Genomic DNA, 13,615 nt, shown 5'->3' with positions numbered 1-13,615 from the left:
ATGAATTCATGCGCAAGACCCTGCTCCTCCTCCCCGTCGCCTTGCTCGCAGTCAGTGCCTGCAGCGGCGCGAAGAACGAGGCGGCCGAAGCCAATGAGACGATCAGCGGCGACAGCAACACGATGGGCGAAGCGGTGAGCGACGTGAACGCCGCCGATGCCGCCACCGAATCCGCCTTCACCCAAGCCGAAAACTCATATGAGGGCAATGCCGCCGACGCCGGCAACGAGATCGAGGAGTGAGGCGCGGTCTGCCGCTGCTGCTGTTCTTCGCGCTGGCCGGCTGCGGCGGGTCCGGCGACGATAGCGGAACCAGCGCCGACGAGGCCCGCCAGCTCAACGCGGCGGCAGCGGCGACCGACATCAATGCGACCTTCGCCGACAACGGGATCCAGCAATGACCACACGCGAACTCGGCGCCAGCGGGCTGATGACACCGCCGCTCGTGCTCGGCGGCAATGTCTTCGGCTGGACCGCCGACAAGGCGGCCAGCTTCCGGATCCTCGACCGCTTCGTCGATGCGGGCGGCGCGATGATCGACACCGCCGACGTCTATTCGGCATGGGTACCCGCGCATCGGGGCGGCGAATCCGAGAGCATCATCGGCGAATGGCTGCGCAGTTCGGGCAAGCGCGACAAGGTGCTGATCGCCACCAAGGTCGGCATGCTCGACGGTGAAGGCGGCAGCAAGCTCGCTCCGGCACGCATCGCCGCTGCGGCTGAGGCTTCGCTGGCGCGGCTCGGCGTGGATACGATCGACTTGTATTTCGCACATCAGGACGACGAGGATGTGCCGCAGGCGGAAGTGCTCGCCGCTTTCGACAGGCTGATCAAGGCGGGCAAGGTTCGCGCGCTCGGCGCCTCCAACTTCCATGCGATGCGGCTCAAGTCCGCGCTCGACGTGGCGACGCGCGAGGGGCTGCCGCATTACCGCGTGCTCCAGCCCGAATATAATCTGGTCAGCCGCCACAAGTTCGAAGGCGAGCTCCAGGATCTGTGCGTGACGCACAATATCGGCGTTATCCCTTATTACGGGCTCGCTTCGGGGTTCCTCACCGGCAAATATCGCAGCGAAGCCGATTTCGGCAAAAGCGTCCGCGGCGGCCGGATGGCGGCGCTGCTCGACGGCAAGGGCGGCGCGGTGCTCGCGGCGATGGACGAAGTCGCTGCCGAGACCGGCGCCAGCCTCGCGCAGATCGCCCTGGCCTGGCTCGCCGCGCAGGACGGCGTCACTGCGCCGATCGCCAGCGCGACGAGCATCGCGCAGCTCGATGAACTGGTCGGGGCCTGGGAGGTGGAGTTGACCCGCGAGCAGCTCGACCGGCTGACGGCTGCCGGGGCCTAGATCCAGGGAGATCGGGAACACCCCCGCCGCTTTCGCATTACCTCGCCATGTTCTTGACGAGACCCCCCGCATGACGACCAATCGCTGGCCCGCCCGCTTGTGGCTCGTCCGCCACGGCCAGAGCGCGGGCAACGTCGCGCGCGACCTCGCCCATGAATCGGGCGAGCATCGCATCGCGATCGATATCCGCGACGTCGACGTGCCGCTGTCCGAGCTCGGCTATGCCCAGGCCCAGGCGCTCGGCCACTGGTTTGCGCGCGGCGAGGGCAATGGCCGACCCGACGTGATCCTGTGCTCGCCTTATGCCCGCGCCCGCGAGACCGCGCGGCAGTTCCGCGACGCCGGCGGCGCCGAGCCGGACGAGAGCATCTGCGCCGATGAGCGGCTGCGCGAGAAAGAGTTCGGTATCCTTGACGGGCTGACCACCGCGGGCATCCGCGCGGTCCAGCCCGAACAGGCCGAGTTCCGCCGGCTGCTCGGCAAATTCTACCACCGACCGCCGGGCGGCGAGAGCTGGTGCGACGTGATCTTCCGGCTGCGCTCGCTGATGGACACCGTGTCGCTCCATTATGCCGGGCGTGACGTGATGATCGTCGCGCACCAGGTAGTGGTCTTGTGCCTGCGCTACATCATCGAGAATTTGTCCGAGGCCGAGATCCTGGCGATCGACCAGGAGGGCGACGTCGCCAATTGCTCGATCACCGAATATGCCCATGATCCGAAGGCCGGCAAGGACGGCGGGCTGGCCCTCGTCCGCTACAATGTCACCGCGCCGAGCGACGAAGATCCCGCCGCGGAAACCACATCCGCCCCCGACGCGCTGGTCGGGCCGCGCGGATGATGCCGCTCGACACCAGCTGGCTCGCTGCGCACCCGGTCCCCGCGCCGGGCGCCGACACCGACAAGAACAGCCGCGGGCGCGTGCTCGTCGCCGGCGGTTCGGAGACCGTGCCGGGCGCGCTGCAGCTCACTGGCGAGGCGGCGCTGCGTGCCGGCGCGGGCAAACTCCAGCTCGCCACGGTCGCGCGCGTCGCGATACAGCTCGGCGTGCTCGTCCCCGAAGCCGCGGTCTATCCGCTTCCCGCCAACCCCGCCGGCGAGCTCGGCGACGATGCCGGCACCGTGCTCGCAGACTATCTCGAGCGCTGCGACGCACTGGTCCTCGGCCCGGGCACCGGCGCGGAGGCGCCGGCGGAGTCGGTCCTCAAGGCGGTCCTCGCCCACCCCTGCGCGTCGCGCGCGATCGTGCTCGACGCGGCGATGATCGCCGGCGCCACGGAATTGACCGAGGCGGTCCGGGGGCATGACGGGCGAATCGTGCTCACCCCGCATCCCGGAGAGATGATCCGGTTGATGGGCTGCGACCCCGCGCGGATCGAAGACGATCCGGCCGGGCTTGCGCAGGAAGCGGCGCGGCGCTTCAATACCCCCGTGCTGCTGAAAGGCCCGGAGACCTGGGTCGCCTGCCCCGGCGAAGCGCTGCTGCGCTATCCCGGCGGCGGGCCGGGGCTCGCCACCGGGGGCTCGGGCGACGTGCTCGCCGGGATCATCGGCGGACTGCTGGCGCGCGGTGCGCCGCCGCGGATCGCCGCCGCCTGGGGCGTATGGCTCCACGGCGAAGCAGGCCGCCGCCTCGCCGAACGCATCGGCCCGCTCGGCTTTCTCGGCCGCGAACTGCTCGGCGAGATCCCCCGGCTGCTCGCCGCCGCCAGCTAGAGGTAGCTGGTCACTGCGGGCGGGTTTCGCCAATCATTGTCCCGGCCGTTGCTGTAATGCACCGGCGCAGCGGCAAGTTCTTCGTCGGTGGCATCGTCGAGCGATCCCAATTGCACCGAGACGAACGCCCCGCCGATCTCGGGCACGTCGCCCCGGCTGAACGGCGCGCAGCCGCAATTGCTGCAGAAGCGATGGCTGCCCTGCCCGGTGCCGAACGAATAGTCGCTGAGCGCGTCTTCGCCGCTGAGCAGCCGAAACGCCTCGGGCTTGAGCAGCGCCCCCCAATTGCGCCTTTTGGTGCAGATCGAGCAATTGCATTTGCCCGTCCCCGCAGCGAGGTCGATCTCGGCCTCGAAACGCACCGCGCCGCAATGGCAGCTGCCGTGATAAGTCTTCTGCATCGTCTGTCTCCCTCGATTGCGAGGCTCGACTTACTGCCATGCTGCTGCCAGCATGGTGTCAGCAGCATGGCAGTAAAAGGCTTTCGATGCGCAAGGCCGACCGCCTCTTCCAGATCGTCCAGATCCTGCGCCGGTCGTCGCGCCCGGTGACGGCCGATACCATCGCCGAGGAACTCGAGACGTCGAAGCGGTCGGTCTATCGCGACATCGCCGCGCTGATCGGCCAGCGCGTCCCGATCCGCGGGGAGGCAGGGATCGGCTATGTCCTAGATACCGGTTTCGACCTTCCCCCGCTGATGTTCACTGCCGACGAAATCGACGCCGTGGCGCTGGGCGTGCAATGGGTGGCAGGCCATGCCGATCCCGCGCTCGTCCGCGCCGCGCGCGACGTGCTCGCCAAGCTTGCCGCTGTGCTGCCCGAGGACATGCGCGGGTCCCTCGAGGATCCTTCGGCGCGCACGCCGCCTGCGTGGGAGTCAGCCGCCGACCGCGTCGACGCCGGCGCGCTGCGCAACGCGATCCGCGCCGCACGCAAGATCGCCATCCGCTACACCGATCCCTCAGGCCGCGAGACCGATCGTACTCTATGGCCGTTGGTGATCGGCTACATGGATTCGGTCCGCGTACTCATCGGCTGGTGCGAACTTCGCGAGGATTTCCGCACCTTCCGGCTCGACCGCATCAACGCAGTGATATTTCTCGCTGACCGCATCCCCACGGATCCCCGCGCGCTCCGCCGCAAATGGCGGTCAACGCTGCGCCCCCCGCCCAGGCCCTGACCGATCTTTTTTGATTCGCGACGATCGCCCCCGTGCGTTCAAACGGAACAGATGATACCGGTGTCTATCTGGACAGATGGCCGCAAAGGCGGCGAAAGGGAGGCGAACAACAGTGGTCGCGCGGCGAAGCCACGCGCTCGTCCTCAGGGATCAATGCCGACGGGAGGGCCGCAGGGGATTGCGGCGCCCGGCAAACGGGAGGGGGCAATGATCAAGATGAACACCATCGCACCCATTCTGCGCACGGGCCGCGGACCACCGCCAAGGGCCCGTTCCTCGGCGTCTCGCCCGACGCGGTCAATGCGACGCTTTATCATGAGGGCGAGCTCTTCCGGGCGCGCGTCTGGGTTGCGCAGCGCAAGGGCTACGGCACCTCCTAACCGATCGCGGCAGGCTCGTGCAGCCCGGGTATCATCCCAATCCGACCCCTCACGATGCGTCGATGAGCTTCAACTTCACCAACTGGGTGTCGGCTCACCCTCGAAGGGCTCAACCTCACCAACCAGACCAGCGACCGTTATGCCTATGAGGGGCAGAACGCCGTCACCCAATATGCCAGCTCGGGCGGATCTTTCGCGCCCGCGTTCGCTTCCGCTTCTGATCGGGGGCGTCGCGCGCAATCAGCCCTTCGCACTAAACTGAAAGAGGACAGAATGGCGATCAGCAGGCGGGAAGCGTTCGCGGTGGCGCTGGCGGGAAGCGCCGCGGCTTTTGTCCGCCCCGGCGAGGCCGCGGCCGCGACATTGCCGGACTGGAAGCGCGGCTTCGACAATCAGCGCATCGCCGATCTCGGCAACGGCACGTTCCTCAATCCGCTGATCGCGGGCGATCATCCCGACCCTTCCATCCTCAAGGACGGCAGCGATTATTACATGACCTTCTCGAGCTTCGATTCCTATCCGGGGCTCACTATCTGGCATTCGCGCGACCTGGTGAACTGGGAGCCGCGCAAGGCGGCGCTGACGAAGAATATCGGCTCGGTCTGGGCGGTCAGCCTCGAAAAGCATGACGGCCGCTATTTCCTCTACATCCCGGTCAAGGCGAAACCGAACGCGATCTTCGTGATCTGGGCAGATCATATCGATGGGCCGTGGAGTGAGCCCGTAGACCTCAGACTGCCGAACCATATCGATCCGTGTCACGCAGTCGGCGAAGACGGCTCGCGCTGGCTGTTCCTGTCGGGCGGGGACCGCATCCGCCTGTCGGCCGACGGACTCTCCACCGTCGGCGAAGTCGAACATGTCTATGATCCGTGGCGCTACCCCGACGACTGGGACGTCGAGGGCTTCTCTCCCGAAGGACCCAAGATCCACCGGCACGGCGAGTGGTTCTACATGATCACCGCGGTTGGCGGCACTGCCGGACCGCCGACGGGGCACATGGTCATCGCCGCGCGGTCGCGCTCGATCCATGGGCCGTGGGAACAATGCCCGGCCAATCCGCTGGTGCGTACCACCAGCGTGGCCGAGAAATGGTGGTCGCGCGGCCACGCCTCCTTGGTCGAGGGCCCCGACGGCGGCTGGTGGTCGGTCTATCACGGCTTCGAGAACGGCTATTGGACGCTCGGCCGCCAGGCGCTGCTCGATCCGATCGAATGGACCAGGGACGGCTGGTTCCGGATGAAGGGCGGCGACTTGTCGCAGCCGATCCGCAAGCCGAAGGGCGGCAGCGCCCTCCCCCACGGCCAGCCACTCTCGGACAATTTCGGCAAGCCGCTACTGCTCGGCAGCAAATGGAATTTCTTCAAGCCGGTACCCGACGAGGCGCGTCGCCAGCGCGTGGAAGACGAAGCGCTGGTGCTCAAGGCCAGCGGCATTGCGCCGAGCAGTTCCTCCCCGCTCCTGCTGATCGCCGGCGACCAGGCCTATCAGTTCGAATGCGACGTGGAGATCGCGCCAGGCGGCACCGCGGGCCTACTGCTATTCTATGACGAGAAGCTGTATTGCGGGCTCGGCTTCGACGAGAAGCGCTTCGTCACGCACCAATATGGCATCGAGCGCGGCCGGCCCGCCAATCCCTACGGCCGGCGGATGCGAATGCGGGTGACCAACAACCGCCACATCATCTCCTTTCACACCTCCGGCGACGGCGGCGAGACGTGGAAACGGTTCGACCGGGGGATGGAAGTCTCAGGCTATCACCACAATGTCCGTGGCGGTTTCCTGATGCTGCGGCCGGGGCTCTATTCGGCCGGCGAAGGCGAGGCGCGCTTCCGGGATTTCCGCTTCCGCGCGCTGTAAAAGGCTGCTGGCGCCGAGCGCAGCCGGCGAGCCCCTGTCGCGATGGCTAACGGTGGAGAGAGTTCGCCGCTCGCCATCCCGGACTACGCCCCCTAGAGCACCGGCGTGACTTGCCCGCGTCCCCAGACCGCCGCTTATGCCATGCTCGCGCTCGTGATGCTGCTCTGGGCGGGCAATTCGATCGTCGCGCGCGCAGTGCACGATGCAATTCCGCCCTTCTTCCTCGCGTTGCTACGCTGGACCGGGGCATTGATGGTGGTCGCGCCCCTCGCCGCACGCCATTTCGCCGCGGATCGCGCTGCAATCGCGCGAAGCTGGCCGGTGATCGTGCTGCTCGGCCTGCTCGGCGTCGCGGCGTTCAATGCCTTCCTCTACTCAGGGCTGCGCTACACCACCGCGAGCAACGGCATGTTGCTTCAGGCGGCGATTCCGGCGCTGGTGCTCATCGTCGACTTCGTGATGTTCCGCGCCCGCGCGGGGATCGGCGCCATCCTTGGCGTGATGCTGTCGACGTTCGGCGTCGTGATCATCGTCTTTCAGGGCCAACTCACGGCGCTCTCGCAAGTCACCTTCAACCGCGGCGATGCGTTGATCCTGGGCGGCGTCGTGACCTGGGCCTTCTACACCTCGCTGCTCCGACTGCGTCCGAAACTCCACGGCCAGAGTTTCCTCGCGGTCACCTTCGCGATCGGAGTTGTCACGATGCTCCCGCTCGCTGCCACCGAATGGCGCGAGATCGCAACGATGCACTTCACCGCGCAAGTGATCGGCGCGGTGATCTACGTCGCGCTGCTGCCTTCGGTCGTCGCCTACACCTTGTTCAACGCCGCGGTCGCCACGGTCGGCCCGGCGAAGGCCGGCCAGGCGATCACGCTGATGCCGCTATTCGGCGCGCTGCTCGCGGCGTTCACGCTCGGCGAGCAACTTCACGGCCATCAGCTTGCTGGTATGACGCTGATTTTGAGCGGGATCGTCTTGAGCGCGCTCGTGCGGGGACGCGGTGCAACGATCGACCCCGCGCGCGGCTAAGCCGCGACCGCAGTGTCCGCCACGGCCAGGCCGGCTGCACGGATGTCGGCAACCAGCGCGTCGACCCGTGCAGGGTCGGCATCCCAGGCGAACATGAAACGCGCGCCGCCGCCGATGAAGGTGTAGAAACTCCAGCCCCGCGCCCGCAAACCGTCGAGCAATGCCGCGGGCGCGCGCAGGAACACCGCATTGGCCTCGACCGGAAACATCGGCTCGACTTCCGGAAGGTCACGGATCGCCGCTGCCAGCCGCGCCGCACAGCCATTGGCGTGCGCGGCATTGCGTAGCCAGGCGCCGCTTTCCAGCATGCCGACCCAGGGCGCCGCGAGGAAGCGCATCTTCGAAGCGAGCTGCCCCGCCTGCTTGCAGCGATAATCGAAATCCTGTGCCAACGCGCGATCGAAGAACAGGATCGCTTCGCCGACTGCCATCCCGTTCTTGGTGCCGCCGAAGCAGAGCACGTCGACTCCGGCGCGCCAGGTGATGTCGGCCGGATCGCAGCCGAGATACGCGCACGCCTGCGCGAACCGCGCGCCGTCCATGTGCAGCTTTAGGCCGAGCGCGCGACACGTGGCGGAGATCGCGCGGATCTCGTCGATCGAATAGACTTGCCCGGTCTCGGTCGGCTGGGTGATCGTCACGACGCGCGGCTTGGGGAAGTGGATGTCCGAACGGCTGGTGGCGACCTCGCGGATCGCGCGCGGGGTGAGCTTGCCGTCCGAGGTGGTCGCGACGAGCAGCTTGGAGCCGTTCGAGAAGAATTCAGGAGCGCCGCATTCGTCGGTCTCGACATGCGCCGAGGACGAACAGATCACGCTGTGAAAGCTCTGGCACAGCGCGGCGAGCGCGAGCGAATTCGCCGCGGTGCCGTTGAACGCGAAGAACACTTCGCATTCGCTGTCGAACAGCTTGCGGAAAGCGTCGGAAGCGCGCTGGGTCCAGTCGTCCTCGCCATAAGCCGGCGCATAGCCGTTATTGGCCGCTTCCATCGCTGCCCAGGCCTCGGGGCAGATTCCGGCATAATTGTCGCTGGCGAATTGCTGGGGTTGCTTGGTCACGCGTTCACTCTTTCCTTGTTGCTCGAGGCACCAGGAGGCTTGCGACGCGTGGCTGGATGGAGAACCCCGGGGGTTGCCACGACGGCCACATCCTTGCGCAAAGTGCGCAAGCACCACCTTGCCCGGGAGCAGGTTGGTGTCGGGCGTCGCCCGACTCTTGATGCATGCGGGCCAGCTAGCGCGGGGTGGCGCGGGTGGCAAGGGGCCTCGCTGCTCCCATCTCACGGAGTGACAGCATAGTTCGCTAGCCGCTTTCGCGGGAGCACTGCATACCTGAACACGCGAACCGGGGTTGTCCAACGCGATGAAGAATATGCCGGTGGGGGAAATGGTGCCCGGGGACGGGGTCGAACCGCCGACACTGCGATTTTCAGTCGCATGCTCTACCAACTGAGCTACCCGGGCATGCCCCGGCATGGCCGGGGAGCGGGCCTCTTAGTCGGCGTCCCGCGCGCTGTCCAGCCCGCTTTCGCGTGTCAGATCGACGGGTTCGCCCGGCACGCGATAGCCCTCGCCGAGCCATTGCAGCAAGTCACGATCCTTGCAGCCGCGGCTGCAGAAGGGCTTGAATTCGAGTTCGGTCGGTGTGCCGCAGATCGGGCAGCCGTCACGTTTTGCCAATGTCTACTCCTTGGGGGCGACGAACGCCGTCGCGCCGCCGATGCGCCGGGCCAGTTCGGCGGTCCATTCGGGCCGCTGCGCCAGCCGGTTGGCGATTCGCCTGCTGACCATATGGGTAGCCGGCGGCGGCGGGGGAAGGCGCTCGATGCGGCGTAGCTCGGCGCGCGCCGCGGCGCCTACCGGATCGGCGCGCAGCAATTCCGGAAGCGAGGGCCGCGTCCGCCGCCGCACGATCTGGAGGAAGCCGAAGCCGTTGACCACGGTCCGCTCGAACGGCTGCGGCAGCGCGGCGTCGATCGCTTCGGCCACGGCCTGGCGCGCCGCCTTGTTGGCGAGAGTCGGGAAGTCGATGCCGATCGAGCCGGTGATGTCATGCCGCTCGATCGCGCGCGCCACGGCATGCGCCGCGGCGACTGCGAGCGGCTCGAGCGGTCCGCCGCCGTCGACGTCGAACAAGACCATTGCCGGCGTCGGCGACAACCGCAATGCGCCGCCGGGAAACGCAATCTCGCCGGTCACCGCCTCTTCCAGCACTTCGGACCAGCCCGCATCTTCAAGCGCATCGGCCTCATGCGCGCGCAGCACCCGCACCGGTACACCGCTGGCCGTGATCCGGGCCAGCAGGTCCGGTCCGTCCCCGGCCAGCGCATCGGCACCAGCGGGCACCGCCTTGGGCAGCTTGGGTCGGCCGGCCTCGGGAATCGCCTCGCGAACGATCTTCACGCGCAGCGTAGCGCCCTGCGAGATCCCCTGCGGCAGCGGATCGCACAAAGCCTCACCACCCTCGAACGCCACCTTGCCGGTACTCTTGTCGACCAGGCGTGCGTTCAGCACGGCATTGTGGCGAGGCGCCGTGCCTTCCAGCTCGAGCCGCGCCTTCCAGATGACGCCACGTGAAACCAGAGCGGCGCGGTTCTCGCCGATCCCCGCCTCGTACAGCCACTCAGCCAAGCGCATATCCCGCGCCTTCAAGCAGCGCGCGGGTCTCGAACACCGGCAGCCCGACCACGCCCGAATGGCTTCCCGACAGGAAGCGCACGAATGCCTCGGCCTTGCCCTGGATCGCATAGCCGCCGGCCTTGCCCATCCCCTCGCCGCTCGCGACGTACCAGTCGATCTCGGCATGGCTCAACCGCTTGAAGGCAACCACGGTGTCGGAGATGCGCGTCCGCGGCTTGCCGTCCAGCCCGACCAGGCACACCGCCGACAGGCAATGGTGCCGCCGCCCGGAGAGCAGCCCCAGCATGCGACGCAGATCGGCTTCGTCCGCGGGCTTGGCGAGGATGCGGCGGCCAACCGCGATCGTAGTGTCGCCGGCAAGAACGATCTCGTCCGCGGCACGCGCCACCGCCTGCGCCTTGTCGATCGCGACGCGCAGCACATAGTCGCGCGGCAGTTCGCCGGCGCGGACATCCTCGTCGATATCGGGCGCGGCGACCCGCGCCGGTTTGGCGCCGATCCGCCTAAGCAGATCGAGCCGGCGCGGCGAAGTCGAAGCGAGGACGAGCCGCACAGGCCCGCCGCTCACTTGAAGCGGTAGGTGATACGGCCCTTGGTCAGGTCGTAGGGCGTAAGCTCGACGAGGACTTCGTCGCCGACCAGCACGCGGATGCGGTTCTTGCGCATCTTGCCGGCGGTATGGCCGAGAATCTCATGATCGTTCTCGAGCCGGACGCGGAACATGGCGTTGGGCAAAAGCTCAACGACCTGGCCGCGCATTTCAAGGAGTTCTTCTTTGGCCAAAAATATGCCTCTCGGGTGAGCGCCAGTAAAAGTGGCGGTGCCTTTACTCTGCTATGCGCGAAAAGGGAAGGCGGACGGCAGGCCGCTGCGTCCACTAAACCAAGTTGGGTATCCCGTAGCGAAAAGTCCAGCGCGGAACAATGCGCGAATCTCGTGGATTCTTACCCACGCCAGCAACGGAGAGAGCCATGAGCGAGCGTGAACTGATCGAGCCCCACAAGGGCGACAAGCGCTATGTCCGCCGCGACGAGAAGGGGCAATTCAGCGAAGTGGTCGATGCCGGCCGCAGCCTCGCCCAGGACGTGCGCCACCATAGCGAGCACAAGAAACCGCGTAACCAGGGCGATCGCGGCGACTGATCCCTTGCCTCCGCCGCCGCGCGCCACTTACACTGATGTAAGTTGACGGGCTGCGAAGGCTGCACGGGAGAGCGAGATGGCGGAAGCTTATATCGTCGCGGCGGTGCGCACCGCCGGCGGCAAGCGGGGCGGCCGGCTGATCGGCTGGCACCCCGTGGACATGGCCGGCGCAGTGCTCGCCGAAGTGGTAGCCCGCAGCGGAATCGATCCGCGCGCGATCGAGGACGTGATCATGGGTTGCGTCGGCCAGGCGGGCGAACAGGCGCTCCATGTCGGGCGCAATGCGGCGCTCGCCTCGGGCCTCCCGGCCAGCATCCCCGCGGTGACGATCGACCGCCAGTGCGGCAGCTCGCAACAGGCGATCCAGTTCGCCGCGCAGGCAGTGCTGTCGGGCACGCAGGATATAGTGATCGCCGCGGGGGTCGAGCATATGAGCCGAGTGCCCATGGGCACTTCGGTCGCCGGCATGAAGCCGTATAGCGACAAGCAGCTCGCGCGCTTCGGGGTGCGCGGGTTCAGCCAGTTCACCGGCGCCGAGATGATCGCGCAGAAATACGGCTATGACCGCGCAGCGCTTGACGCATATTCGCTCGAAAGCCATCGTCGTGCTGCCGCCGCGGCCGGGCGCGACGACTTTGCCGAGGAGATACTCCCGCTCGAAATCGAAGGCGGCATCCACACGCAGGACGAAGGCATCCGCTTCGATGCGAGCATCGAAGGCCTGGGCGGGCTGAAGACGCTGATCGAGGGCGGTGTGATCACCGCGGGCAATGCCAGCCAGATCTGCGACGGCGCCTCGGCGGTGATGGTGGTCAGCGAAGCCGCGCTCAAGGCGCACGACCTCACCCCGCTCGCGCGCATCCACAATCTTACCGTCACTGCCGGCGACCCGGTGATCATGCTCGAGGAACCGCTGTTCGCCACCGACCGGGCATTGCAGCGCGCGGGCATGTCGATCGACGACATCGACCTGTACGAAGTCAACGAAGCCTTCGCGCCGGTCCCGCTGGCGTGGCTCGCACATACCGGTGCCGATCCGGCCAGGCTCAACGTCAATGGCGGCGCGATCGCGCTCGGCCATCCGCTCGGTGCCTCAGGGACCAAGCTGATGACGACGCTGATCCACGCACTGCGCAAGCGTGGGCTGCGCTACGGCCTGCAGACGATGTGCGAAGGCGGGGGGATCGCCAATGTGACGATCGTCGAGGCGCTGTGAGGCGATGCCCGGCGCGCTTTCCGGCATCCGCATCGTCGAGTTCGGCGGGATCGGCCCCGCACCGTTCGCCGCGATGATGCTTGCCGATCACGGCGCCGAAGTGATCCGCATCGAGCGGCCGGGCGCCAGTTTCGGCCCGCACGCGCTGGCCCGCAATCGTAAAGCGATCGGCGTCGAGCTCAAGTCCCCCGAAGGCGTCGCCATCGCCCGGGCGCTGTGCCGCGACGCCGACGGGATCATCGAAGGCTTCCGCCCCGGTGTGCTGGAGCGCCTCGGGCTCGGGCCGGAGGTGCTGCTCGCCGACAATCCGGCGCTGGTCTACGGCCGCATGACCGGCTGGGGCCAGGACGGCTCGCTTGCGCAGGCCCCCGGCCACGACATCAACTATATCGCCGTCGCCGGGCTGCTCGACGGCATCGGCACGCCGGGGCATTCCCCGGTCGCCCCGGTCAATTATCTGGGCGATTTCGGCGGCGGCGGGATGCTGCTCGCTTTCGGGATGGTGAGCGCATTGCTCGCCGTAAAGATGGGTGCACCCGGCCAGGTCGTCGACGCGGCGATGACCGACGGCGCCGCCTTGCTCGCCAGCATGAGCTGGGGCTTCAAGGCCGCGGGTCTGTGGCGCGACGGGCCGGGCGCCAACCTGTTGAGCGGCGCCGCGCCCTTCTACCGCGCCTATGCCTGCGCCGACGGCAAATACGTCGCGGTCGGCGCGATCGAGCCGCAATTCTACGCGGCGCTCGTCGCGGGCCTCGGCGAGGACGGCGCCGACCAAATGGACGCCGCCGCATGGCCCGCCCGCGCCGACCGTTTCGCCGCGATCTTCGCCACCCGCACGCGCGACGCCTGGATCGCGCATTTCGCCCCCGACGCATGCGTGTCGCCGGTCCTCACCTTCGACGAAGCGGCGACACATCCGCACAACGCCGCACGCGGAACCTTTGCCGACGGCGCACCCGCGCCCGCTCCGCGATTCGCCGCCACCCCCGCGCCCACGCCGCAGCCAGCGCAGCCCGGCGAATGGACCGACCGGGTGCTGGCGGGCCTCGGATTTGACGAACCCAAAATCGCGGCGCTCAGGACCGCGCGAACGATCGGTTAGGAGACGG

At 67.5% G+C, this 13,615-nt stretch carries 17 protein-coding genes, 1 tRNA gene and 1 riboswitch; of the genes, 11 read left to right on the top strand and 7 right to left on the bottom strand.

Going from position 1 to position 13,615, the window contains the following annotated elements; translation table 11 throughout:
- The first annotated feature begins 8 nt into the window (after nucleotides 1-8).
- The 5 genes from E5A73_RS06805 to E5A73_RS06790 all read left to right on the top strand — a co-directional run bounded on the left by E5A73_RS06805 (nucleotide 9) and on the right by E5A73_RS06790 (nucleotide 3,060).
- Nucleotides 9-242 (top strand): hypothetical protein, encoded by a 234-nt coding sequence (locus tag E5A73_RS06805; protein WP_135963024.1) that lies wholly within the window; start codon nucleotides 9-11, stop codon nucleotides 240-242.
- The gene (locus E5A73_RS21265; RefSeq protein ID WP_168355842.1) at nucleotides 239-400 is read left to right on the top strand and encodes a hypothetical protein; all 162 of its coding nucleotides are present in this window, start codon (nucleotides 239-241) and stop codon (nucleotides 398-400) included. The genes E5A73_RS06805 and E5A73_RS21265 overlap by 4 nt, the downstream gene beginning before the upstream one ends.
- Entirely contained in the window at nucleotides 397-1,344 is a 948-nt protein-coding gene (locus tag E5A73_RS06800; RefSeq protein ID WP_135963023.1) for an aldo/keto reductase, read from the top strand. The genes E5A73_RS21265 and E5A73_RS06800 overlap by 4 nt, the downstream gene beginning before the upstream one ends.
- 70 nt (nucleotides 1,345-1,414) lie before the next feature.
- The gene (locus E5A73_RS06795) at nucleotides 1,415-2,185 is read left to right on the top strand and encodes a histidine phosphatase family protein (RefSeq protein ID WP_135963022.1); all 771 of its coding nucleotides are present in this window, start codon (nucleotides 1,415-1,417) and stop codon (nucleotides 2,183-2,185) included.
- Complete coding sequence (locus E5A73_RS06790; RefSeq protein WP_240700064.1) at nucleotides 2,185-3,060, top strand: NAD(P)H-hydrate dehydratase; 876 nt, start codon at nucleotides 2,185-2,187, stop codon at nucleotides 3,058-3,060. The genes E5A73_RS06795 and E5A73_RS06790 overlap by 1 nt, the downstream gene beginning before the upstream one ends.
- Here the strand turns inward: E5A73_RS06790 and E5A73_RS06785 are convergent.
- The gene (locus E5A73_RS06785) at nucleotides 3,057-3,461 is read right to left on the bottom strand and encodes a GFA family protein (protein ID WP_135963020.1); all 405 of its coding nucleotides are present in this window, start codon (nucleotides 3,459-3,461) and stop codon (nucleotides 3,057-3,059) included. The genes E5A73_RS06790 and E5A73_RS06785 overlap by 4 nt on opposite strands.
- 38 nt (nucleotides 3,462-3,499) lie before the next feature.
- Between E5A73_RS06785 and E5A73_RS06780 the strand changes: the two genes are divergently transcribed.
- The 3 genes from E5A73_RS06780 to E5A73_RS06770 all read left to right on the top strand — a co-directional run bounded on the left by E5A73_RS06780 (nucleotide 3,500) and on the right by E5A73_RS06770 (nucleotide 7,509).
- Entirely contained in the window at nucleotides 3,500-4,240 is a 741-nt protein-coding gene (locus E5A73_RS06780; RefSeq protein WP_240700063.1) for a helix-turn-helix transcriptional regulator, read from the top strand.
- A 653-nt stretch (nucleotides 4,241-4,893) separates the two neighbouring features.
- The gene (locus tag E5A73_RS06775) at nucleotides 4,894-6,480 is read left to right on the top strand and encodes a family 43 glycosylhydrolase (RefSeq protein ID WP_135963018.1); all 1,587 of its coding nucleotides are present in this window, start codon (nucleotides 4,894-4,896) and stop codon (nucleotides 6,478-6,480) included.
- A gap of 105 nt (nucleotides 6,481-6,585) precedes the next feature.
- Nucleotides 6,586-7,509 (top strand): DMT family transporter, encoded by a 924-nt coding sequence (locus E5A73_RS06770; protein ID WP_240700062.1) that lies wholly within the window; start codon nucleotides 6,586-6,588, stop codon nucleotides 7,507-7,509.
- Here the strand turns inward: E5A73_RS06770 and E5A73_RS06765 are convergent.
- The 6 genes from E5A73_RS06765 to infA form a co-directional block, all read right to left on the bottom strand.
- Nucleotides 7,506-8,567, bottom strand: a complete 1,062-nt coding sequence (locus tag E5A73_RS06765) for a threonine aldolase family protein (protein WP_168355841.1) — start codon at nucleotides 8,565-8,567, stop codon at nucleotides 7,506-7,508. The genes E5A73_RS06770 and E5A73_RS06765 overlap by 4 nt on opposite strands.
- Nucleotides 8,568-8,626: 59 nt before the next feature.
- Nucleotides 8,627-8,736, bottom strand: a riboswitch (SAM-I-IV-variant riboswitch).
- A gap of 160 nt (nucleotides 8,737-8,896) precedes the next feature.
- Nucleotides 8,897-8,972, bottom strand: a tRNA-Phe gene (locus tag E5A73_RS06760).
- Nucleotides 8,973-9,002: 30 nt separating this feature from the next.
- Complete coding sequence (locus tag E5A73_RS06755; RefSeq protein ID WP_135963016.1) at nucleotides 9,003-9,188, bottom strand: DNA gyrase inhibitor YacG; 186 nt, start codon at nucleotides 9,186-9,188, stop codon at nucleotides 9,003-9,005.
- A gap of 3 nt (nucleotides 9,189-9,191) precedes the next feature.
- Nucleotides 9,192-10,139 (bottom strand): ribonuclease E/G, encoded by a 948-nt coding sequence (locus E5A73_RS06750; protein ID WP_135963160.1) that lies wholly within the window; start codon nucleotides 10,137-10,139, stop codon nucleotides 9,192-9,194.
- On the bottom strand, nucleotides 10,132-10,701 hold the full coding sequence (locus E5A73_RS06745) for a Maf family protein (protein WP_135963015.1): 570 nt from the start codon (nucleotides 10,699-10,701) through the stop codon (nucleotides 10,132-10,134). The genes E5A73_RS06750 and E5A73_RS06745 overlap by 8 nt, the downstream gene beginning before the upstream one ends.
- A gap of 11 nt (nucleotides 10,702-10,712) precedes the next feature.
- Nucleotides 10,713-10,931 carry a translation initiation factor IF-1 gene (gene infA, locus E5A73_RS06740; RefSeq protein ID WP_003049127.1) on the bottom strand — a complete coding sequence of 73 codons (219 nt, stop codon included), beginning with the start codon at nucleotides 10,929-10,931 and terminating at the stop codon, nucleotides 10,713-10,715.
- 188 nt (nucleotides 10,932-11,119) lie between these two features.
- On the opposite strand from infA, the gene E5A73_RS21260 reads away from it, so the two are divergent.
- The 3 genes from E5A73_RS21260 to E5A73_RS06730 all read left to right on the top strand — a co-directional run bounded on the left by E5A73_RS21260 (nucleotide 11,120) and on the right by E5A73_RS06730 (nucleotide 13,608).
- Nucleotides 11,120-11,290 carry a hypothetical protein gene (locus tag E5A73_RS21260; protein WP_168355840.1) on the top strand — a complete coding sequence of 57 codons (171 nt, stop codon included), beginning with the start codon at nucleotides 11,120-11,122 and terminating at the stop codon, nucleotides 11,288-11,290.
- Nucleotides 11,291-11,366: 76 nt separating this feature from the next.
- Nucleotides 11,367-12,506, top strand: a complete 1,140-nt coding sequence (locus E5A73_RS06735; RefSeq protein WP_135963014.1) for an acetyl-CoA C-acetyltransferase — start codon at nucleotides 11,367-11,369, stop codon at nucleotides 12,504-12,506.
- A 4-nt stretch (nucleotides 12,507-12,510) separates the two neighbouring features.
- Entirely contained in the window at nucleotides 12,511-13,608 is a 1,098-nt protein-coding gene (locus tag E5A73_RS06730) for a CaiB/BaiF CoA transferase family protein (RefSeq protein ID WP_135963013.1), read from the top strand.
- Nucleotides 13,609-13,615: the final 7 nt, after the last annotated feature.

This window comes from Sphingomonas gei (assembly GCF_004792685.1).
Taxonomy (GTDB): Bacteria; Pseudomonadota; Alphaproteobacteria; order Sphingomonadales; family Sphingomonadaceae; genus Sphingomonas; species Sphingomonas gei.
This window is presented reverse-complemented; position numbering and strand designations above follow the sequence as displayed.

Excerpts from the sequence above, each read along its gene's own strand:
- E5A73_RS06805 (WP_135963024.1), top strand. The coding sequence starts at position 9 with ATGCGCAAGACCCTGCTCCTCCTCCCCGTCGCCTTGCTCGCAGTCAGT.
- E5A73_RS06775 (WP_135963018.1), top strand. The coding sequence starts at position 4,894 with ATGGCGATCAGCAGGCGGGAAGCGTTCGCGGTGGCGCTGGCGGGAAGC.
- E5A73_RS06735 (WP_135963014.1), top strand. The coding sequence starts at position 11,367 with ATGGCGGAAGCTTATATCGTCGCGGCGGTGCGCACCGCCGGCGGCAAG.
- E5A73_RS21260 (WP_168355840.1), top strand. The coding sequence starts at position 11,120 with ATGAGCGAGCGTGAACTGATCGAGCCCCACAAGGGCGACAAGCGCTAT.
- E5A73_RS06780 (WP_240700063.1), top strand. The coding sequence starts at position 3,500 with ATGCTGCTGCCAGCATGGTGTCAGCAGCATGGCAGTAAAAGGCTTTCG.
- E5A73_RS06785 (WP_135963020.1), bottom strand. The coding sequence starts at position 3,461 with ATGCAGAAGACTTATCACGGCAGCTGCCATTGCGGCGCGGTGCGTTTC.
- E5A73_RS06790 (WP_240700064.1), top strand. The coding sequence starts at position 2,185 with ATGCCGCTCGACACCAGCTGGCTCGCTGCGCACCCGGTCCCCGCGCCG.
- E5A73_RS06730 (WP_135963013.1), top strand. The coding sequence starts at position 12,511 with ATGCCCGGCGCGCTTTCCGGCATCCGCATCGTCGAGTTCGGCGGGATC.
- E5A73_RS06795 (WP_135963022.1), top strand. The coding sequence starts at position 1,415 with ATGACGACCAATCGCTGGCCCGCCCGCTTGTGGCTCGTCCGCCACGGC.
- E5A73_RS06800 (WP_135963023.1), top strand. The coding sequence starts at position 397 with ATGACCACACGCGAACTCGGCGCCAGCGGGCTGATGACACCGCCGCTC.